Genomic DNA, 17,213 nt, shown 5'->3' with positions numbered 1-17,213 from the left:
GTTGAGAAAGGTGAGCGACGGTTATGGGTAAATCATTCGATCTGTCATTGGTTCTGGATTTCGTCCCTGAACTGCTGCGATATTTGCATATTACACTGATTGTACTGGGTGGCTCCATTGTGCTCGGTCTGGTGGGCGGTGTGCTTCTGGCGGTTCCGAGGTTATACCGGATTCCGGTGCTGAGCCAGCTCGCGACCCTGTACGTCTCTTTCATGCGGGGCACACCGATTCTCATCAAGTTGTTTCTGGTCTACTACGGATTACCTGAATTGCTCAAGCCTATAGGAGTCGATCTGTCCAGGACTGATCCGCTGGTATTTGTCATCGTGACTTATGCGTTAAGTGATGCAGCGTCCTTTGCGGAAATCTTTCGCGGAGCTGTGCGCAGTGTGGACAAGGGACAGACGGAAGCAGCTTATGCGGCGGGCTTGACCACGTTTCAGTCGTTTCGGCGGATTGTGGTTCCGCAGGCACTCATTGTTGCTTTTCCGAATATGGCGAATACGTTGATTGGCTCGTTAAAGGATACGTCACTTGCTTTTTCGATTGGGGTCATGGACATGGTGGGCAGGGGGCAAACACTGATCTCGGCTACATCGCATGCACTTGAAGTGTATATCAGTCTGTCGGTTGTCTACTATGTTATCGTACTGGTACTTGAAAAAGGGTTTGCTGTCGCTGAACGAAGACTCCAGCGTCACGAACGTAAGAAAGAAGTCCGTGGGCCAGCGGTAAGAGCTGAACGCCTGAAACGAATAGCGGGGTGAGCGAATGTCTATTGATTTCAACTTTATCTACACATCTTTTTTCCAGATTCTAAAGGCATTGCCACTGACACTCGTCATTACGATTGTACCGTTGATCGCAGGCTTTGGCGTTGGTCTGGTCACTGCTTTAATTCGAATCTATAAAGTTCCCTGGGTCTACCGAATCGCTGATTTCTATGTCTCGTTTTTTAGGGGAACACCGATGCTGATGCACTTGTTTCTAATCTATTACGGGATTCCGCTGATCATCGACAAGCTTGCAGCCCGTTACGGCTGGGCCTTTCAGTCGTCTTCCATTCCGATTCTGGTGTTTGTGCTATTCGCCTTCTCGTTAACTGCGGGAGCTTATATGTCTGAGATTATCCGTTCCGGCATTCTGGCGGTGGATACCGGGCAGATGGAGGCTGCACATGCCGTGGGCATGAGTACCTCCCAAGCGTTGAGACGCATTATTTTACCTCAGGCGGTTGGTGCGGTTCTGCCGAATCTGTGCAGCATGTTTGTTGGTTTCCTGCATGGATCAACACTTGCGTTTACCGTGTCACAGATGGATATTCTCGGCAAAGCGGATGTGGTGGCTTCAGTCAGCCTGAAATTTCTGGAGGCTTTCATTGCCGCCGCATTAATCTATTGGGGTCTGACGGTAATTGCCGAACGGATTACAGCTTTGCTGGAACGAAGAGTTGCCGTGTACAGCAAAGGAGGGGTGTCATGATATCACTGACGAATATACACAAATCTTTTGGTCAACAGGAAGTGTTGAAAGGTATTGATCTGACTGTGGAGCAGGGGGATGTTGTTGCCATTCTTGGACCAAGCGGCTCCGGCAAAACGACATTGCTGCGCTGTGTGAATTTTCTTGAACGTGCCGATGAGGGCAAGGTACAGATCAGCGGATTAACCGTAGACTGTAAGCATGCCCGCAAACATGACATTGTGCAGTTGCGGCGAAAAACGGCGATGGTGTTCCAGCATTATAACCTGTTCAAACATAAAACGGTGCTGGATAACGTAACGGAAGGGTTAATCATCGCCCAGAAAATGTCCAAAGCAGATGCTCGTGAACGAGCCTTGCGTGTCCTTGAACAAGTGGGACTGTCCGCCAAAATTAATGAGTATCCCAGCATGCTTTCAGGTGGACAACAGCAGCGGGTTGGCATCGCTCGGGCGCTGGCACTGAATCCAGAAGTAATTCTGTTCGATGAACCAACCTCTGCGCTTGATCCTGAACTTGTAGGTGAGGTGCTGTCGGTCATTCGATCGATTGCCCAGGAAGGCATTACCATGATTGTTGTCACCCATGAAATGGGTTTTGCCCGTGAGGTGGCGAATCGAGTTGTATTCATGGATGGGGGTTCCGTAGTGGAAGAAGGCACACCGGAAGAAGTGTTTGTGCGGCCCAAACAGGAACGTACCCGCCAGTTCCTCAGTCGATACTCTTCCGATTGGAGTTATGTCATCTGACGATATAGGCGCAAGCTGGAGTAACTGACGATCCCGGCCCGGCATATGCTGTAGCAGGCAAATGCTGATAGGCCGGGTTTTTCTATGGGTGAAGCAGGCCGGGACGGTAAGGAGGAGGACCATGCAGAGCAAAATCGATGAAATACTCACACATATTGCACATTCTCACCAGCAGGTTGCGCGTGTACTGGATGCCAAACGTCAAGTCGCTGTGCGCATGTCTGAAATCATCAATCATTTGCCGGATATCGAACCGGAGCTGGATGGCGTTGACGGTCTGCTGGACAGCTCGGGACAAATCAACAAAAGCATCATCTCCTATTTGGGAGGCCTGGCAGACCTGGAAGAAGCCGTAGCCGAAACGTTGACCCAGGTGATGCGGGAAATGGCGGGTCAAGAGGAAGAATAAGCCCGGAAGGCGGGTGAATGGACATGAGCAGAGAACAAAGTCTCATACTGATGCTGGACGCAGCAGCCAAGATGCAGTGGAATATTGCCCTGATTTTGGAGGCCAAGGCGCTTGAAGCCGAGAAGGTAAGGAACTGGGCGTTAAATCATTTGAATGGTGAGGCTTTTCTGACGCATAGCGATCAGGTGGCAGAGCCACTCAAAATGCATGATCAGCTGGTGGAAATACTGGAAGGATTGACCCGAATGGAAACCGGATTATGCAACAACCTGAAGGCCATCATGGTACAGAGCGATAGTGAAGAAGGCGGCATGGACGGTGGCATGTTTGGCGGTATGGATATGGGGGATCTCGGAAAATGAGTCTGTTGCGGCGTGAGCAGGAAGCGAAACTGTCCCTCATTGAGTCCATTGCACACAGTCAGCAGGCGCTCGCCCGCATTCTGGACAGTGTGGCCAGCGTGTCTGCCCACTCGGAAGTATCCGCCCGCAGTCTGGCCGAGAACATTCGTTTGCTGAGCCGTTATCAAGAGGAGATGTCCCGGATGGTTACGGGGATTCAATTGGCCCGAATCCAGCATGGGGAGCCTGGTGTGCCATGGCTCAAAGACCCTGGATATGCGATACGCATGGTCCGGAACATACAGGAGGAATGTTGACATGTTAAAGAAGAAAAAAATACGTCTGAGAACCAAAAGAGCTCTGCTTGCTCGCGGGGCCCGTCTGCGTAAAATCCGTAAACTGCGTGCGGTCAAAGGCAAACGTGTACTGCACAAACGTACCCTCAAAGGACGCAGTGCGTGGCTCAAAAAAAAGAAACGTGCGGTACGACGGCACCGGAGTGTGAAGCCCGTACAACCTGTCGTCCCGGCTACCCCTACCGATCCGAACCCGGACAGCGCCTACAGCCAGGGGTACAACGAAGCGTACAACGAGGGATTCAACGCGGGTTTCGCCAAGGGATTCGAGGACGGACATCAGTTGGCTTACAAAGCGCAATAACAGAGTAGGTTTGCATTTTCGGATGACTATAGATGCATGTCCAGTATATGACGATTGCCCGGGGGGACGGATCCCTCCGGGTTATTTGTATCGCCGCAAAAGCGGACATGCCCGTGCAGGCCGATGTGGAGGGCAGACGCCAATTTTGCGCCTTGCAGGACACCCGTCCATGATGCATCTGACCCCGGGGCATATCCTTTAGAGGGAACACCAATCTCGGGGAGAATCTGAAAGTGGGATCTCCTGAAGGAAGACAGGGTGAAGGATGTGGCAAAACGACGACACCGGCCGCCTACAGAAGCGGAGACGGCTTACCGTGGCGGATATGCAGAAGGCCGCAGATTTGGCGGCTGTCAGGCCATAATGGAGCGAGTGCAGATGTTTGAGCCTACCGTGCGGAATATGAAAGTGCTGTACATTCCGCAAGGATTCGATGCCATCGATGAAGGCGTCATTGGAGCCTTGCAGCAATCTGTTCGTGAATGTGTTGTCGGATCGCCGGCAAACATGCTGCAGGAAGCCAGCCAGCACAGGCCCGATCTGGTGCTGGTCATGAATGGACTACACGTATTTCCCCCCGATCATCTGGAACAGGTGAATGGCATAAGGGGACTGGGAATTCGAACAGCAGTATGGTTTGTGGATGATCCTTATTTTACCGAAGATACGACAAGCATTTGCCAGCATTATGATGTTGTGTTCACGCATGAGGAAGCGGCCGTGCCGTTCTATACTGCACATGGAGCGGGTCGGGTGATCTATATGCCGCTGGCAGTTAACCCGGGGATGTTTCAGCCAAGGCGTACGGGGCCACAGCATCAGTATGACATTTGTTTTATCGGTACCGGATTCTGGAATCGAATTGCACTGTTCGACGAGCTGGCTCCTTTTCTGGCGGACAAAAAGGTATTCATTGCTGGCAGCCAGTGGAACCGGCTGCAACGCTCCGACATCTTGGGCCGATTTATCCATGAGGGCTGGATTGATCCGGGAGCAACAGTGGATTATTACAATGGTGCCAAAATCGTGATTAACGTTCACCGGACTTGCGAGAATGGGGAAGACAATCGCAATACGCATCATCTTCAAGGTCATTCCATTAATCCGCGGACGTATGAGATCAGCGCCTGTGGCACGATGCAGATAACGGATGCACGCAATGATCTGCCACGCTACTACCGGCCTGGATATGACATCGAGACCTTTACAACCGCGGCTGAACTTCAGCGCAAAATCAATTATTATCTGCATCATGAAGAGGAACGGCGAGCCCTAGCTTGGCGTGGGCTGCTTACCACACTGAACCAGCACACCTTCACTCGTCGTATTGCTCAGCTGCTGGAACACGTGTAAATCTCTTTATGCAGGACAGCAGCACCGAGAATCCTATCCCAAAAATAAAGGAGTGGCGGTATGTCTCTCAAACACCGTAAAACGAGAAAGTCTCATGCACCAGTGCTCAGTCTGGCTGACCAAGCACGCAAAAACGGGCAACATGCCGGATATGATGCGGGTAAGGAAGAAGGATATCTTCGCGGCCGTGCCAACTATATAGTCAATTGTGCACAGGAACCATTGCCTTTTCGACAGATCCATGTCCTGTACGTATCTTCAGGTAAAGGTTTCCCGTACTCTCCACTGGATGAGGCAATCTTGGCCACATTACAGGGCATGGTTGCTCAGGTAACTCTTTCCGATCCACGCCAGCCTGTATCGGAAATTGCATTGCAAACCCGGCCTGATCTTGTGCTTGTGTTGGATGGCATGGATATTCCAATGGAGCACCTGGATGCAATTCGGCAAGCAGGCATTCGGACAGCGATCTGGCTTACCGATGATCCGTATTACACGGATATGACGCTTGAGACAGTGAAGCATTTCGACCATGTGTTCACCTTGGAACTGAACTGTGTGGATCTGTATCGGCAGAATGGTTGCCCTTCAGTACACTATCTGCCGTTTGCTGCCTTTACCAACCACTACTTCCCAATTACAACGCCGTCTTCACTCCACCGGGAAGTCAGCTTTATCGGTTCGGCTTACTGGAACCGGGTGTATTTCTTTAATCCGATCATGGCACAGCTGATGTCACACAATACTGTGTTTAATGGCATCTGGTGGGACCGTCTGCCTGACTATGCTGCTTACGGTGAGAAGATTGAATTGGGTCGCTGGATGAGTCCTCAGGAAACGAACGATGTTTATAACGGCACTAAAATTGTCATCAACCTTCACCGTTCCCACGAAGACGATTCCGTCAATAACAACCATGTTAAAATTCCACCAGCCTCTCCGAATCCGAGAACATTTGAAATTGCGGCTTCCACGACCCTTCAATTGACTGATGCACGGGATGATCTGGCACGTTTCTATAAACCAGGTGTAGAAATCGAGACCTACTCTTCCCCTCAGGAGCTGCTTGATAAGGTTGAATACTATCTCACTCATGAGAAAGAGCGCCGTGAGATTGCACTTCGAGGGCTGGAACGGACATTAAAGGATCACACGTATGGCAAAAGAATCAACGAACTGCTGAGTATTATATTCCCTTAATCCTGTCCGGAAGGAGGTGTGCACAGAACCCTGACATTCGTATTCAGGGTCCGTGCTGCCATGGCAACTAAACCCAAACTCATGTTGTTTTCCCATGTGTGCAACACCCGCAGCATTACGGGGGCGGAGAAGCTGCTGCTTCATTTTATGAGGGAAATGGGTACCATCTTCGATTGTGTACTTGTCGTGCCTCAGGAAGGTAAGCTCGCCGGACTTGCGCGGAGGATCGGTATTCAGGTCAAAATATGTTTCCTGCCGATGCTTCACGGTGTGTACACACCTTACCGGGGAATCGCAACGGATGCAGAACAGCTTCGCCAATCACCAGCCTATCAGGAGGTGGTCTCCCTTATCCGGGAGACTGCGCCTGAACTGGTGTTAACGAATACCTGTGTCAACGTGATGCCAGCTGTAGCAGCGAAGTCTCTGCAAATTCCGGTTATCTGGAAGATTACCGAAATTATTCAGGAGAATGAACATACAAACGAGGCTGTACAGATGATTGGTCGTTACGCGGATTGGATCATAGGCATATCCGAAACGGCGATAACCCCATTCAAACAAGCTGGCATGAGCGACAAACTCACCGTGATTTCCCCAACTTGTGATCCGTCTCTGCCAGCTCCAGATCGATGGGTGCACTTAAGGGAACGCAAACGCAAAGAGCTTGGTTTCAAGCCATCGCAAATCTGTATCGGTTATATCTCATCATTTATATATGATGCCAAAGGTCTGAAGCCGTTTATTGACATGGCGCTGCAATTGTGTGAAGTCCATTCACGCTGTCGTTTCTGGATCATTGGCACATCTGCGGACAAAAAGTACTATGACGAGTGTGTGTCACGGGTGAAAAAATCGGGTTACTATCGCAGGTTCATCTTTACGACGTTCGAAGAGAACGTATCTCTGGCGTATACGGCTATGGATATCGTTGTTATCCCGAGTATGGTCAAAGAAGGATTCGGAATGACCGCGCTGGAGGGGCTTTATTTTGCCAAACCGGTTATCGCATTTGCCCAGGGTGGATTGAAGGAATTGCTGGAATCGGTAGGCAGTGGTGCATTTCTGGCTCCTCCGGGTGATACTCAAGCGCTGTTCACGCTGGCCACAACGTTGTTGAATGATCCTGAACTGGCTTCCGACACCGGATGGCGCAATCGGACAGAAGCGGAAAAGCTCTATGGTATTGAAACCTACAGGGCAAAGTTGCATACGATGGTGACACAGTGGTTAACGCGTTTTCCCGGATGGTTTCCGTATATTCAGCCTCCGAATGGTCCAGTGTACGCATGGGGCGAGGGGCAATTGCGAACCGTGCTGGTTCTGGAACCAGCTACAGTTCGGGCACTTTTATTTCCACTGAATGTGATCCAGGCGTTGCCGCTCTCACCGTTACCTCCGCTTGCGATAGGTCAACCTGTCCATGAAGCAACAGACACCCGATCAAACGGTAGAACGGGACGGAGCCGTCACCAGCGATTATCCCATCGCAGTAGGGTACATGACGGAACGAAACGGGTGACGGGAACAGGTAGAAGGAAGCTGAAGGCGCGTAAAAAGAAACGTGTACGCGTGGGGCAACCGACTACTCGCAAACGTGCTCCTGGCAAAACCAGACGAAGCCGGGTACGCCGGAGAGTATCCAATAGACGATGAAGGCAGGGATTACGATGAAGATCATGACGGTGCTGGGGACGCGACCTGAAATTATACGGCTCAGCCTGATCATTTCCAAGCTGGACCAGTACGCGTCCAAACATATTCTGGTACACACGGGGCAGAACTTCACGGAAAGTCTCAGCGGTCTTTTCTTCAAGGAAATGGGCTTGCGGGCGCCGGACTACGTACTTCAGGATGAAGCAGCCTCGTTGGGTCGGCAGTTATCCTCGATGTTTACGCAAATGGAAGATTTATTAAATCAGGAGCAACCGGATAAAGTGCTGCTGCTCGGCGATACGAACAGTGCATTATGTGCTGTGCTGGCTGAACGGATGGGCATACCCGTCATTCATATGGAAGCGGGCAACCGATGTTTTGATCTGGATGTGCCTGAGGAGAAAAATCGCCGGGTCATCGACGCCATTTCAACCATAAATATGCCTTATACCGAACAGAGCAAGAAACATTTGGTTAGTGAAGGGGTTCCCAGTCGACGAATTGTGCTGACAGGCAATCCGATCTATGAAGTGATGCGTCACTACGACACACAGGTGAGTTCCAGCAAAATATTGAAAAAATTGAAGCTGAAGTCCGGGCAATATTTCTTGGTTACGGCCCATCGGGCAGAGAATGTTGATCACCCTCCTCATTTGCTGGAGATCATGAAAGGCTTGAACCAGGTTGCTGAAGAACATGCCATGCGAGTCATATGCAGCATTCACCCTCGAACGGCTATTCGAATTGCCGAGCATCTGCAACTGGAGATGCACCCGCTGGTGGAATTTCACGAACCATTCGGTTTTTTCGACTTCGTGATGCTGGAACGACATGCACGCTGTGCACTTACGGACAGTGGTACCGTACAGGAGGAGTGCTGCATCATGGGTGTGCCTACGGTAACCATGCGTCGCACAACAGAACGACCGGAGACGGTGGATTGCGGCAGCAACGTGGTCTCAGGTCTGGATGCGGAGCGTATTGCAGGCTGTGTGAAAGTAATGATCGAAATGTCAAATGACTGGGATTGTCCACAAGGCTACAAAGCAACCGATGTATCCAGTATAGTGGTCAAATTTCTGCTTGGAGGGAAAATGCATGTTTGAAAATAAGCGTATACTCGTGACTGGCGGTACGGGATCATGGGGTTATGAACTTGTGGCTCAACTGTTGCCCCAGCAGCCCAAGGAGATTATTGTATACTCCCGGAATGAGTCCAGCCAAGTGGCGATGAGCCGTGAATTCGAAGACCCGCGTCTTCATTTTCGCATTGGTGATATTCGAGACAAAGAAGCGTTAACGGTTGCCTGTCAACATGTGGATTATGTGTTTCATCTCGCAGCGCTCAAGCATGTTCCAGTGTGTGAAGATCAACCCTACGAAGCACTCAAAACCAACGTGATCGGCACACAAAATGTCATCGAGGCTGCGATTGAAAATAATGTGGAAAAAGTCATTTACATCTCGACCGACAAGGCCGCCAATCCATCCAATTTCTACGGCATGACTAAGGCGATCGGTGAGAAGTTGATCGTATACGCCAATCTGCTCCACAGCAATACGCGATTTGTCACTGTACGTGGTGGCAATGTACTTGGAACGAATGGCAGTGTTGTGCATTTGTTCAAAAATCAGATTCGTCAGAAAGGTCAAGTTTCCATTACCGACATGAACATGACGCGGTTCTTTCTGACCTTGAAAGATGCCATCACTTTGCTTTTCAAAGCATCGGTGGAAAGCGTGGGTGGCGAGATTTTTGTTATGACCATGCCGACGTGCAAAATTGTGGATCTCGCTGAAGTGTTGATTGAGGATTCAGGTGTGGAGAATGTGTCCATTGTGGAGCGTGGCACCCGGCCAGGCGAGAAGATTCATGAAATACTGATGAGTGAATTCGAGAGCATGACAACCGTTGTATACGATGAGCAATACTTGGTGATTTTGCCTACCCTCGGCATTCCAGGGCTAAAGGAGCATTATACCAATTGCCCCCCTGTTTCTTTCAGCAGTTTTAGTTCGGAACATCAGCTGATGACCAAACAGGAGATTCGTGACATTCTGCAACGTGGAGGGTTCCTGTCATGAAGTTGCTGATACTTGGGGGGAACGGAATGGCCGGCCATATTATGGTCGACTATTTCCGCCGTCAAGGCATCCACAGCGTCTTCTATACCACCCGGGATGTAACGGACCCTAACGGTCTGTTGCTGGATGTAAATGACAGCTTTATGGTTGACCGTCTGGTAGAGGCGGTGCACCCGGATGTCATCGTTAACGCTGTGGGTGTTTTGAACAGCTTTGCAGATGAAGACAAAATTACGGCTTATCACATTAATGGATTCCTGCCGCATCGTTTGCGGCGGGTTGCCGACACGATTGGTGCACGTCTGATTCATATCAGTACGGACTGTGTGTTCAGTGGGGACCGTGGGGCGTATCGGGAGAACGATGTTACCGATGGGACATCTGCCTACGCGATCACGAAAGCACTGGGTGAAGTCCAGGATGCTGGACATCTGACGATTCGCACGTCCATTATTGGACCTGAAATTCGGAAGGGTGGCATCGGTCTGATGCATTGGTTCATGTCCACTACAGGGGAAGTTGGCGGATATACACGTGTCTTCTGGAATGGGGTAACCACCCTTGAATTGGCCAAATGGGTAGATCATTATCTGTCGTCCCCGCTTAGCGGTCTGATTCATTTGGCTCATCCGAAACCTGTCAGCAAGCATGATCTGCTTCTCCTGTTCCAACAGACATGGAATAAGCAGGATGTTGTTGTCGTACCGGATGATAGCGTAGTGCAGGATCGTACGCTGGTGTCCACACGTGAGGACGTGAAGACAGACCTTCCGGATTATTCTACAATGCTGAAGGAGCTGGCATTATGGATGGAGCAGAGCTGACAGGCAAGAAGGTGCTGATCACAGGTGCGTCCGGTTTTACCGGACGGCATGCGGTCGCTTATTTCCGGACAGCTGGTGCAGTGGTTACAGCGGTGGTCAGGCGAGTCGGAGTGCATTCGTTCGGCGATGGTGTAGCTGTGCATGTCTGTGATCTGAATGATAAAAAGCAAGTTCGTCATTTGATTGACGAGGTGAAACCGGACTATGCCTTGCATCTCGCAGGCAAAAATTCGGTGCCGGATTCCTGGTCCGATCCGCTACTTGTATTGGAGACCAATGTGATGGCTGTACTATATCTGCTAGATGCTCTCCGGAGCTGCCCAGCGGCACGGACCGTTATTGTAGGTTCCCGGTTAAAATACACGCCTGAACCCGGTCGGCATCCGCAGCCTCCCCACCCGTACAGTCTTAGCAAAGCACTAGAGGAGATGGTGTCGCTGTCGTGGATGTCCCTCTTTGGACAGCAAATTATGCTGGCAGAGCCGGGCAATCTGATCGGTGCAGGTCCTTCAACAGGAATATGTTCGCTTCTGGCACGTCATGTTGTCGCCTGTGAACAGGAAGGCAAAACGGAGCCTTTCCGTCTATCTGGCCGGGATAATACCCGTGATTTTCTGGATGTACGGGATGCGGTTCGTGCCTACGCAACCTTGCTTGTTCAGGGCACGTCAGGCACCGTTTACCCCGTCGTATCGGGCAAAGAGAGAAGCCTGGGTGAAATAGCGGATACGCTGCTGACCATGACCGAAGCGAAAGTACCCGTACGCTGGGACGGAGCTTCTTCCGGTCCGGACGGCGCTGGAGAGCAGGAGGAGATGTCACTGCTGCGCAAGTTGGGCTGGCAGCCACTGATTCCTTTTGCTCAATCTCTTCAGGACATTCTGAGCGATGTTCGTACCCAGCAAGGGAGGTCCACTGGATGAATCCAAGAGTGTCCATTGTCATTCCGTTTTACAATTGTCCATATGTGCCTCAAGCGATTCAAAGTGCGATGAACCAGACGTATCCCGATGTGGAGATCATTATCGTCAACGATGGCTCCACACGGCATGCGGATCTGCTTCAGCCTTATCTTCCATACATTAATGTTCTGGGCAAAAGTAATGGCGGCACAGCTTCAGCTCTGAATCACGGCATTCGTCATGCCTCCGGGGATTATATCGCGTGGCTGAGTTCGGATGATCTTATTTATCCGGATAAGATTCGTCATCAGGTTGAATTCATGCAACGGGAGAATGCGCTCATCTCGCATACCAACTTTCATTACATTAATGAGCATTCAGCGGTGACCAAGCTAAATGGAGGAGCTGAACCAATGGCCGAGCCGGATTGGCTGCGCCTCTTCGTATACGGTAATCCGGTGAACGGCTGTACCGTGATGATCCGCAGGGATCTGTTCAGTGGGGTGGGTCTGTTCAATGAACTGTTGCCTTATACGCATGATCTGGATCTATGGATGCGTATTCTGCTGAACGGTCATCGATTTCCATATCTGAACGAATCGCTTACGGCATACCGACGGCATGGGGGAATGGGGACGGTACGCCATGCGGATGCCATCGGTCGGGAGGCCTCCATGGTATGGTCCAGATATCGGGAGCCTTTGTTGCAGCGGATTGCTGCCATGGGGGGATAAAGAACTTTGGTGGGGGTTATGGAGGCCGCAAGTTGGCCGAATAACTCCCTCTTTATTTATATGCATTTCGATCTGAATTTTACTGAGGGAAAGCCCCTCTTTGGATTAATGCAAAATGCTCATAGACGTAATTTATGAGTCGTTATGCAACAGATGCCCGATACCTAACGGATCTATCCTCATATAATAGGGAGAATGGTAATATTCACGCGGAGAAAGGGGAGGACCGAATGGAGCCGAAGGTATCAATTGTCATTCCTTTTTATAATTGTGCGTATATCGAGCAGGCAGTTCACAGCGCCATTCACCAGACGTATCCGCATATTGAGGTCATTGTGGTGGATGACGGCTCTACGAAGCATGTGGAGCGGCTTCAACCATTCATGGATCGCATTCGCTATATTCGAAAAGAGAATGGTGGAACAGCAACCGCGTTAAACGAGGGAATCAAACAGGCGACAGGTGATTACTTTGTCTGGCTCAGCTCCGATGATGTGATGTTGCTGGACCGGGTAGAGAAACAACTGAAGTTCATGCTTGACGTCAAAGCTTCGTTCTGTCACGGTGCCTATCATTATGTAGATGCGAACAGCGAATGGATGGACACGGTGAGACCAGAAGTAGGGAGTCGTCTGGAGATGCTTCAGGTACTGACCGAAGGTTGCCCAATCAACGGTTGCACTGTGATGCTTGAGATGGATGCATTTCGAAAGTTCGGAGTGTTTGACACCGATTTTCGCTATACGCATGACTATGAGATGTGGCTGAGACTGTTTCCGCTCTATGAGCTGTTCTATTACAATGAGCCACTGATGTGTTATCGGGTTCATGAATCAATGGGAACCAAGAAACACTTTGAGGCATTGAAAGCCGAGATGGAACTTGTTCAAGCGAAGCATCGGCCCGTATTACTCAATCTGCTACAGGTTGGCGGTTACTGGAAGTAGATGTGACAAGTCATGGAAGAAACCACGAATGCTAGATAGTGAACCGCAAGAAAAAGAGGGTATTCGGTTGCCGTAAAGTGATTGCGGCATGAACGAATATCCTCTTGTTTGTTCCTGTTTGTATAGTTACTTGACTCTAATTTTTTTCGGAAGTGAGAATGTGCATGGTTGCCGGATCAGGAAAAACGTATCCTTTGGGCAGCTTTCTCATTAATTCATTCATTACAGCGTAATCCACCTCGATATGCGTCGTGGACACAGGGGTGGAGAACCAACGATTATACAAATCACTGGGGACGAGTAATGTCATATTCTCTGACCTCCCAACTGAATGGCTTCCTGGTAGACATGCAGCGTGCGCAATCCCATCTCTTCCAGTGATCGATGTTGTTCAGCCCATGCTTTGGCTGCTGCTCCTACCTTTGCACGGGTAGCATCATCCTGCAGAAGGGCATTTAACAGTGCGCTAAGGGCTTCGACATCCTGTGGTGGCACGACCCAACCGGTATGTTCAGGCTGCACCATCTCAGGCATACCTGCCGTACCGCTTACAATGACAGGTAATCCGGCGAGCTGAGCCTCTGTAACCGAGAAAGGCTGCGTATCCTGCAAGCTAGGCTGTACATAAATGTCAGCATGACGTAGGAATGAAGGGATGTTGTCGAGTTTCCCCCAGAAAACGATGTCAGCACCTACTCCAAGATCATTGGCTAGGGAGCGCAAATCCTCCATCAGATTGCCTTCCCCAGCAATCCAGCAGACCCAATCCGAGCGATTCTTCTTAAGGCTGGAGAGTGCTTTGACCAGAATATGAACCCCTTTGATGTGCTCCAGTCTGCCCGTAAAGGCGATCACTTTTTTGCCCGCTGTTTTCCTCTGACGGAACTTGACTGCTGCTTGGGCACGGTAGGCTGGAATATCCACAGCATAAGGAATAATTCGAAATTTGGACTCGGGAACATGGAGGTCCGTAAGTGTGCTCTTAATCCAATGGCTGGAGACCAGAATAAGCTGGGATTGTTCAGCGCTTCGCTCTTCCAGTGATAGGAAGTATCGTCCACGTTTGGATTGCAAATATTCGGGAAGTGTAAGCTGCGCGTTAGAGTTCTGAGCATCGTAAAAAGTTTCGCGCGCAAGCGCTCCGTGATAACTCGTTACCATGGGTGTGTTGCGGTTTAATATACGTCTCATTGAGACCGCTGCTACCGGGTCCTGCGCATGGATGACATCGTAATGATCAACGCCGAGATAGGCGGCTCCCATTTCAAAGGCATACCTGTTCAATTCATAATAAGCCACGAGAGAATCGGCAGTGAATTGAGGCAAATCTGTCGGATTAAGTTTGGCTTGAAGCATGGGCCATACCTTATCTTTGGAGAAGGAACGATTGAGATTACGAATGTACACTTCATTTTTGGCTCCGTTGGTGCCCATAATATCCACCTCTACGCCAAGAGCCATCAGCCTGTCAGCCAGCTGTTTCACATATGTCCATATTCCACCCATCTGTGTAAGCTCCCAATAGGTCACGAGCAGAACTCTCATAGGTACCTCCTTGTCACGGCCTGCACAGGCCGATCTTCTATCCTGTTAGTCTATGAAAAAAAGCAGACGAAAGGGTGGGCATTTCCGTGGAATTAATTAAAATGGGTGATTGCAAATAGCAATGGACGAGAGCAGGCATACCATATCTAGAGAAAGATTCAACTCTACTCTACAGGAGGGATATACCGTGGCCGCATATGTACTGGAGATTAACGAAAACCTGCTGCAAACCGTTGTTCCGGTGAAGTATATGGACATTGAATTGTCATTTGTGGGGAATGACGATGTGGATATCTTTGTCGGCGGAATCAGTTACACCCGTGGGGAGCTGTATCGCTATCTTTGCCGGATTGGGGCGGATACGGGAAATCACATTATTCATAATCTCGCGGTCTCATCCGAACCGTGCGAACTGCGCATCATTAGCAACAGTTCTACACCAAGTCATCTGGTTATTCGCATGTACTGTAGAAGTGACCAAGGCCAAACCTTGGGTATACTTTCGGAGCATCAGATGATCAAATTGGCAGATTAGCAAAGATCAACATAATGAGCATCGATTAACCAATGGGGTGGAGCAGGAGAAGACCTGGTCCATTTTTTGGCATACATACGGTTCGTTAACCAATAAAAAAATAGCTTGACAGCAAAGGTATTTTCATTAGAATTAACCTATGCTTAAACAAGAGTTTAAAACGACGGTTTAAAACAAAAGTTTGAAACGTCGTGAATATAAGGCCGATGGAGAGACAAATACAAAGACAATGCCTCCAGGCCGGAAAAGAGAGTGGAGAGAGTGAAACAACAAACAGCAGTGCCCCAGGACCCGGCGGAGTTTTCAATTAAAACGATTATTCTGCCGCTACTGGCTATTATTGTCGGGATGATTATGGTCATCTTGGACAGCACGGTGGTTAACGTGGCAATTCCGAATCTGGTTCAATATTTTGAGACCGATTTGAAGACCATTCAATGGACGGTTACAGGATATACGTTGGCCTTGTCAGCCGTCATTCCGCTGGCGGGATGGTTGACCGACCGATTCGGTGCCAAAAGAGTATTTCTGTTCACGATCGCGATGTTTACTCTGGGTTCAGTCTTATGTTCGATCGCGCAATCTCCTGAACAATTGATTATTTACCGTATCATCCAGGGGCTTGGCGGAGGTATGGTTGCGCCGATTGGTATGGCGATGGTGTTCCGTCTGGCTCCTCCTGAAAGAAGAGGCTCTATCATGGGTATGCTGGGGATTCCGATGCTGTTGACCCCTGCGCTGGGTCCGGTATTATCAGGCTGGTTCATTGAATCATTCAGCTGGCACTGGATCTTCCTGATCAATCTGCCGATTGGTATTGCCGCGTTTATTCTATGTATCAAATTCCTGCCGGATACGGATCGTGGACGCACGCCTGCGCTTGATCTGCTTGGTATGATTCTGGCACCAATCGCATTCTCGATGCTCGCATACGGTGTAAGTGAAGGCGGAACAAGCTGGACGTCTGCAACAACACTGACAGGTGTGATTGTCGGAGGCGTGGCGCTGATCTTGTTCGTTATCGTGGAGCTTCGTCACAAAAATCCGTTGTTGGAACTTCGGGTGTTCAAATCATCTGATTTCACACGGGGTATTATTCTGGCATGGGTATCACAAGTCGCTTTGTTTGGGGCAATGATTTTGATTCCACTTTATCTGCAACAAATCAAAGGCTACACTGCATTGGAAACAGGGCTCATTCTGCTCCCGCAGGCGTTGGCTTCGGGTGTAGGTATGCCGCTTGGTGGACGTTTGTTTGATAAAATTGGTGCAAGACCACTCGCTTTCGTGGGTCTGGGTATCATCTCGGGTGCACTGTTTATTCTGTCTTCAATTACGGCGGAAACTGGCCTTGGCCTGATTATTCTTAGCCTTGTCATGATGGGATTGGGTATGGGTTTCTCCATGATGCCACTCAATACGCATGTACTGAATGCTGCTCCACGTAAGCTGGTAGGTCGGGTTACCCCGCTTACTGCTGCTGCACAACAAGTGGTTGTGTCCTTTGCAGTTGCTGGCTTGACCGGATTCCTGACCTCCCATATTGCAAGCAATACAGCTGGAGCTACTGATCCTATAGGTGTGGTGAATGGATTAGTGGCTGGTTTCAACGATACCTTCTTCCTGGCAGCATGTATTGCCTTGTTTGGATGCCTGCTCAGTCTGATCCTGCGCAAACCAAAACGGTTGGAGGAAGAATCCCTTCAAACAGGGGATCAACCTGATCCTGCAATGATGATGGGACACTAATTCTTATAAGCCGATCTCAAGAAATTAATTTTAGGCAGTTCA

20 protein-coding genes are annotated in these 17,213 nt (G+C 49.8%); 18 read left to right on the top strand and 2 right to left on the bottom strand.

The window, feature by feature from the left end; translation table 11 throughout:
- Window positions 1–23: 23 nt before the first annotated feature.
- From G3352_RS26620 to G3352_RS26545, 16 genes are all read left to right on the top strand, one after another.
- Window positions 24–767, top strand: a complete 744-nt coding sequence (locus tag G3352_RS26620) for an amino acid ABC transporter permease (protein ID WP_076290845.1) — start codon at window positions 24–26, stop codon at window positions 765–767.
- A 4-nt stretch (window positions 768–771) separates the two neighbouring features.
- Complete coding sequence (locus tag G3352_RS26615; RefSeq protein WP_099858080.1) at window positions 772–1,482, top strand: amino acid ABC transporter permease; 711 nt, start codon at window positions 772–774, stop codon at window positions 1,480–1,482.
- Window positions 1,479–2,231 carry an amino acid ABC transporter ATP-binding protein gene (locus G3352_RS26610; protein WP_064635771.1) on the top strand — a complete coding sequence of 251 codons (753 nt, stop codon included), beginning with the start codon at window positions 1,479–1,481 and terminating at the stop codon, window positions 2,229–2,231. The genes G3352_RS26615 and G3352_RS26610 overlap by 4 nt, the downstream gene beginning before the upstream one ends.
- 121 nt (window positions 2,232–2,352) lie before the next feature.
- A complete protein-coding gene (locus G3352_RS26605; RefSeq protein WP_063566664.1) occupies window positions 2,353–2,640 on the top strand; it encodes a hypothetical protein in 288 nt (95 codons plus the stop codon).
- A 23-nt stretch (window positions 2,641–2,663) separates the two neighbouring features.
- Complete coding sequence (locus G3352_RS26600) at window positions 2,664–3,002, top strand: alpha-helical endospore appendage domain-containing protein (RefSeq protein ID WP_163761151.1); 339 nt, start codon at window positions 2,664–2,666, stop codon at window positions 3,000–3,002.
- Window positions 2,999–3,298: a hypothetical protein gene (locus G3352_RS26595; RefSeq protein WP_076290843.1), complete on the top strand. Its 300-nt coding sequence runs from the start codon at window positions 2,999–3,001 to the stop codon at window positions 3,296–3,298. Before G3352_RS26600 ends, G3352_RS26595 begins: the two co-directional genes overlap by 4 nt.
- 1 nt (window position 3,299) lies before the next feature.
- Window positions 3,300–3,641 (top strand): hypothetical protein, encoded by a 342-nt coding sequence (locus G3352_RS26590; RefSeq protein WP_163761090.1) that lies wholly within the window; start codon window positions 3,300–3,302, stop codon window positions 3,639–3,641.
- 258 nt (window positions 3,642–3,899) lie between these two features.
- Entirely contained in the window at window positions 3,900–4,994 is a 1,095-nt protein-coding gene (locus G3352_RS26585; RefSeq protein ID WP_345940810.1) for a CgeB family protein, read from the top strand.
- Window positions 4,995–5,054: 60 nt separating this feature from the next.
- Window positions 5,055–6,194 carry a CgeB family protein gene (locus G3352_RS26580; RefSeq protein WP_240343232.1) on the top strand — a complete coding sequence of 380 codons (1,140 nt, stop codon included), beginning with the start codon at window positions 5,055–5,057 and terminating at the stop codon, window positions 6,192–6,194.
- Between the two features lie 18 nt (window positions 6,195–6,212).
- Window positions 6,213–7,850, top strand: coding sequence for a glycosyltransferase (locus tag G3352_RS26575; RefSeq protein ID WP_205525071.1), 1,638 nt, complete (start codon window positions 6,213–6,215; stop codon window positions 7,848–7,850).
- A gap of 14 nt (window positions 7,851–7,864) precedes the next feature.
- Window positions 7,865–8,956, top strand: coding sequence for a non-hydrolyzing UDP-N-acetylglucosamine 2-epimerase (gene wecB, locus G3352_RS26570; RefSeq protein ID WP_163761174.1), 1,092 nt, complete (start codon window positions 7,865–7,867; stop codon window positions 8,954–8,956).
- Window positions 8,949–9,935 carry a polysaccharide biosynthesis protein gene (locus G3352_RS26565; protein ID WP_163761149.1) on the top strand — a complete coding sequence of 329 codons (987 nt, stop codon included), beginning with the start codon at window positions 8,949–8,951 and terminating at the stop codon, window positions 9,933–9,935. The genes wecB and G3352_RS26565 overlap by 8 nt, the downstream gene beginning before the upstream one ends.
- Complete coding sequence (locus G3352_RS26560) at window positions 9,932–10,759, top strand: dTDP-4-dehydrorhamnose reductase family protein (RefSeq protein ID WP_163761148.1); 828 nt, start codon at window positions 9,932–9,934, stop codon at window positions 10,757–10,759. The genes G3352_RS26565 and G3352_RS26560 overlap by 4 nt, the downstream gene beginning before the upstream one ends.
- Window positions 10,741–11,682, top strand: a complete 942-nt coding sequence (locus G3352_RS26555) for an NAD-dependent epimerase/dehydratase family protein (protein ID WP_163761147.1) — start codon at window positions 10,741–10,743, stop codon at window positions 11,680–11,682. Before G3352_RS26560 ends, G3352_RS26555 begins: the two co-directional genes overlap by 19 nt.
- Complete coding sequence (locus G3352_RS26550; RefSeq protein WP_163761146.1) at window positions 11,679–12,395, top strand: glycosyltransferase; 717 nt, start codon at window positions 11,679–11,681, stop codon at window positions 12,393–12,395. Before G3352_RS26555 ends, G3352_RS26550 begins: the two co-directional genes overlap by 4 nt.
- A 230-nt stretch (window positions 12,396–12,625) precedes the next feature.
- Complete coding sequence (locus G3352_RS26545) at window positions 12,626–13,342, top strand: glycosyltransferase (RefSeq protein ID WP_163761145.1); 717 nt, start codon at window positions 12,626–12,628, stop codon at window positions 13,340–13,342.
- Between the two features lie 136 nt (window positions 13,343–13,478).
- Here the strand turns inward: G3352_RS26545 and G3352_RS30960 are convergent, their stop codons facing one another.
- Window positions 13,479–13,652 (bottom strand): hypothetical protein, encoded by a 174-nt coding sequence (locus G3352_RS30960; protein ID WP_170867946.1) that lies wholly within the window; start codon window positions 13,650–13,652, stop codon window positions 13,479–13,481.
- On the bottom strand, window positions 13,649–14,887 hold the full coding sequence (locus G3352_RS26540) for a glycosyltransferase family 4 protein (protein ID WP_163761144.1): 1,239 nt from the start codon (window positions 14,885–14,887) through the stop codon (window positions 13,649–13,651). The genes G3352_RS30960 and G3352_RS26540 overlap by 4 nt, the downstream gene beginning before the upstream one ends.
- Before the next feature lie 187 nt (window positions 14,888–15,074).
- Between G3352_RS26540 and G3352_RS26535 the strand changes: the two genes are divergently transcribed.
- Window positions 15,075–15,422 (top strand): hypothetical protein, encoded by a 348-nt coding sequence (locus tag G3352_RS26535; RefSeq protein WP_163761143.1) that lies wholly within the window; start codon window positions 15,075–15,077, stop codon window positions 15,420–15,422.
- A gap of 261 nt (window positions 15,423–15,683) precedes the next feature.
- Window positions 15,684–17,171: a DHA2 family efflux MFS transporter permease subunit gene (locus tag G3352_RS26530; protein ID WP_163761142.1), complete on the top strand. Its 1,488-nt coding sequence runs from the start codon at window positions 15,684–15,686 to the stop codon at window positions 17,169–17,171.
- Window positions 17,172–17,213: the final 42 nt, after the last annotated feature.

It is taken from the genome of Paenibacillus sp. ALJ109b (genome assembly GCF_010747435.1).
Lineage (GTDB): Bacteria > Bacillota > Bacilli > Paenibacillales > Paenibacillaceae > Paenibacillus > Paenibacillus taichungensis.
Note: the sequence above shows the minus strand (reverse complement) of the source record. Positions and strands in the feature narration are given on the sequence as shown.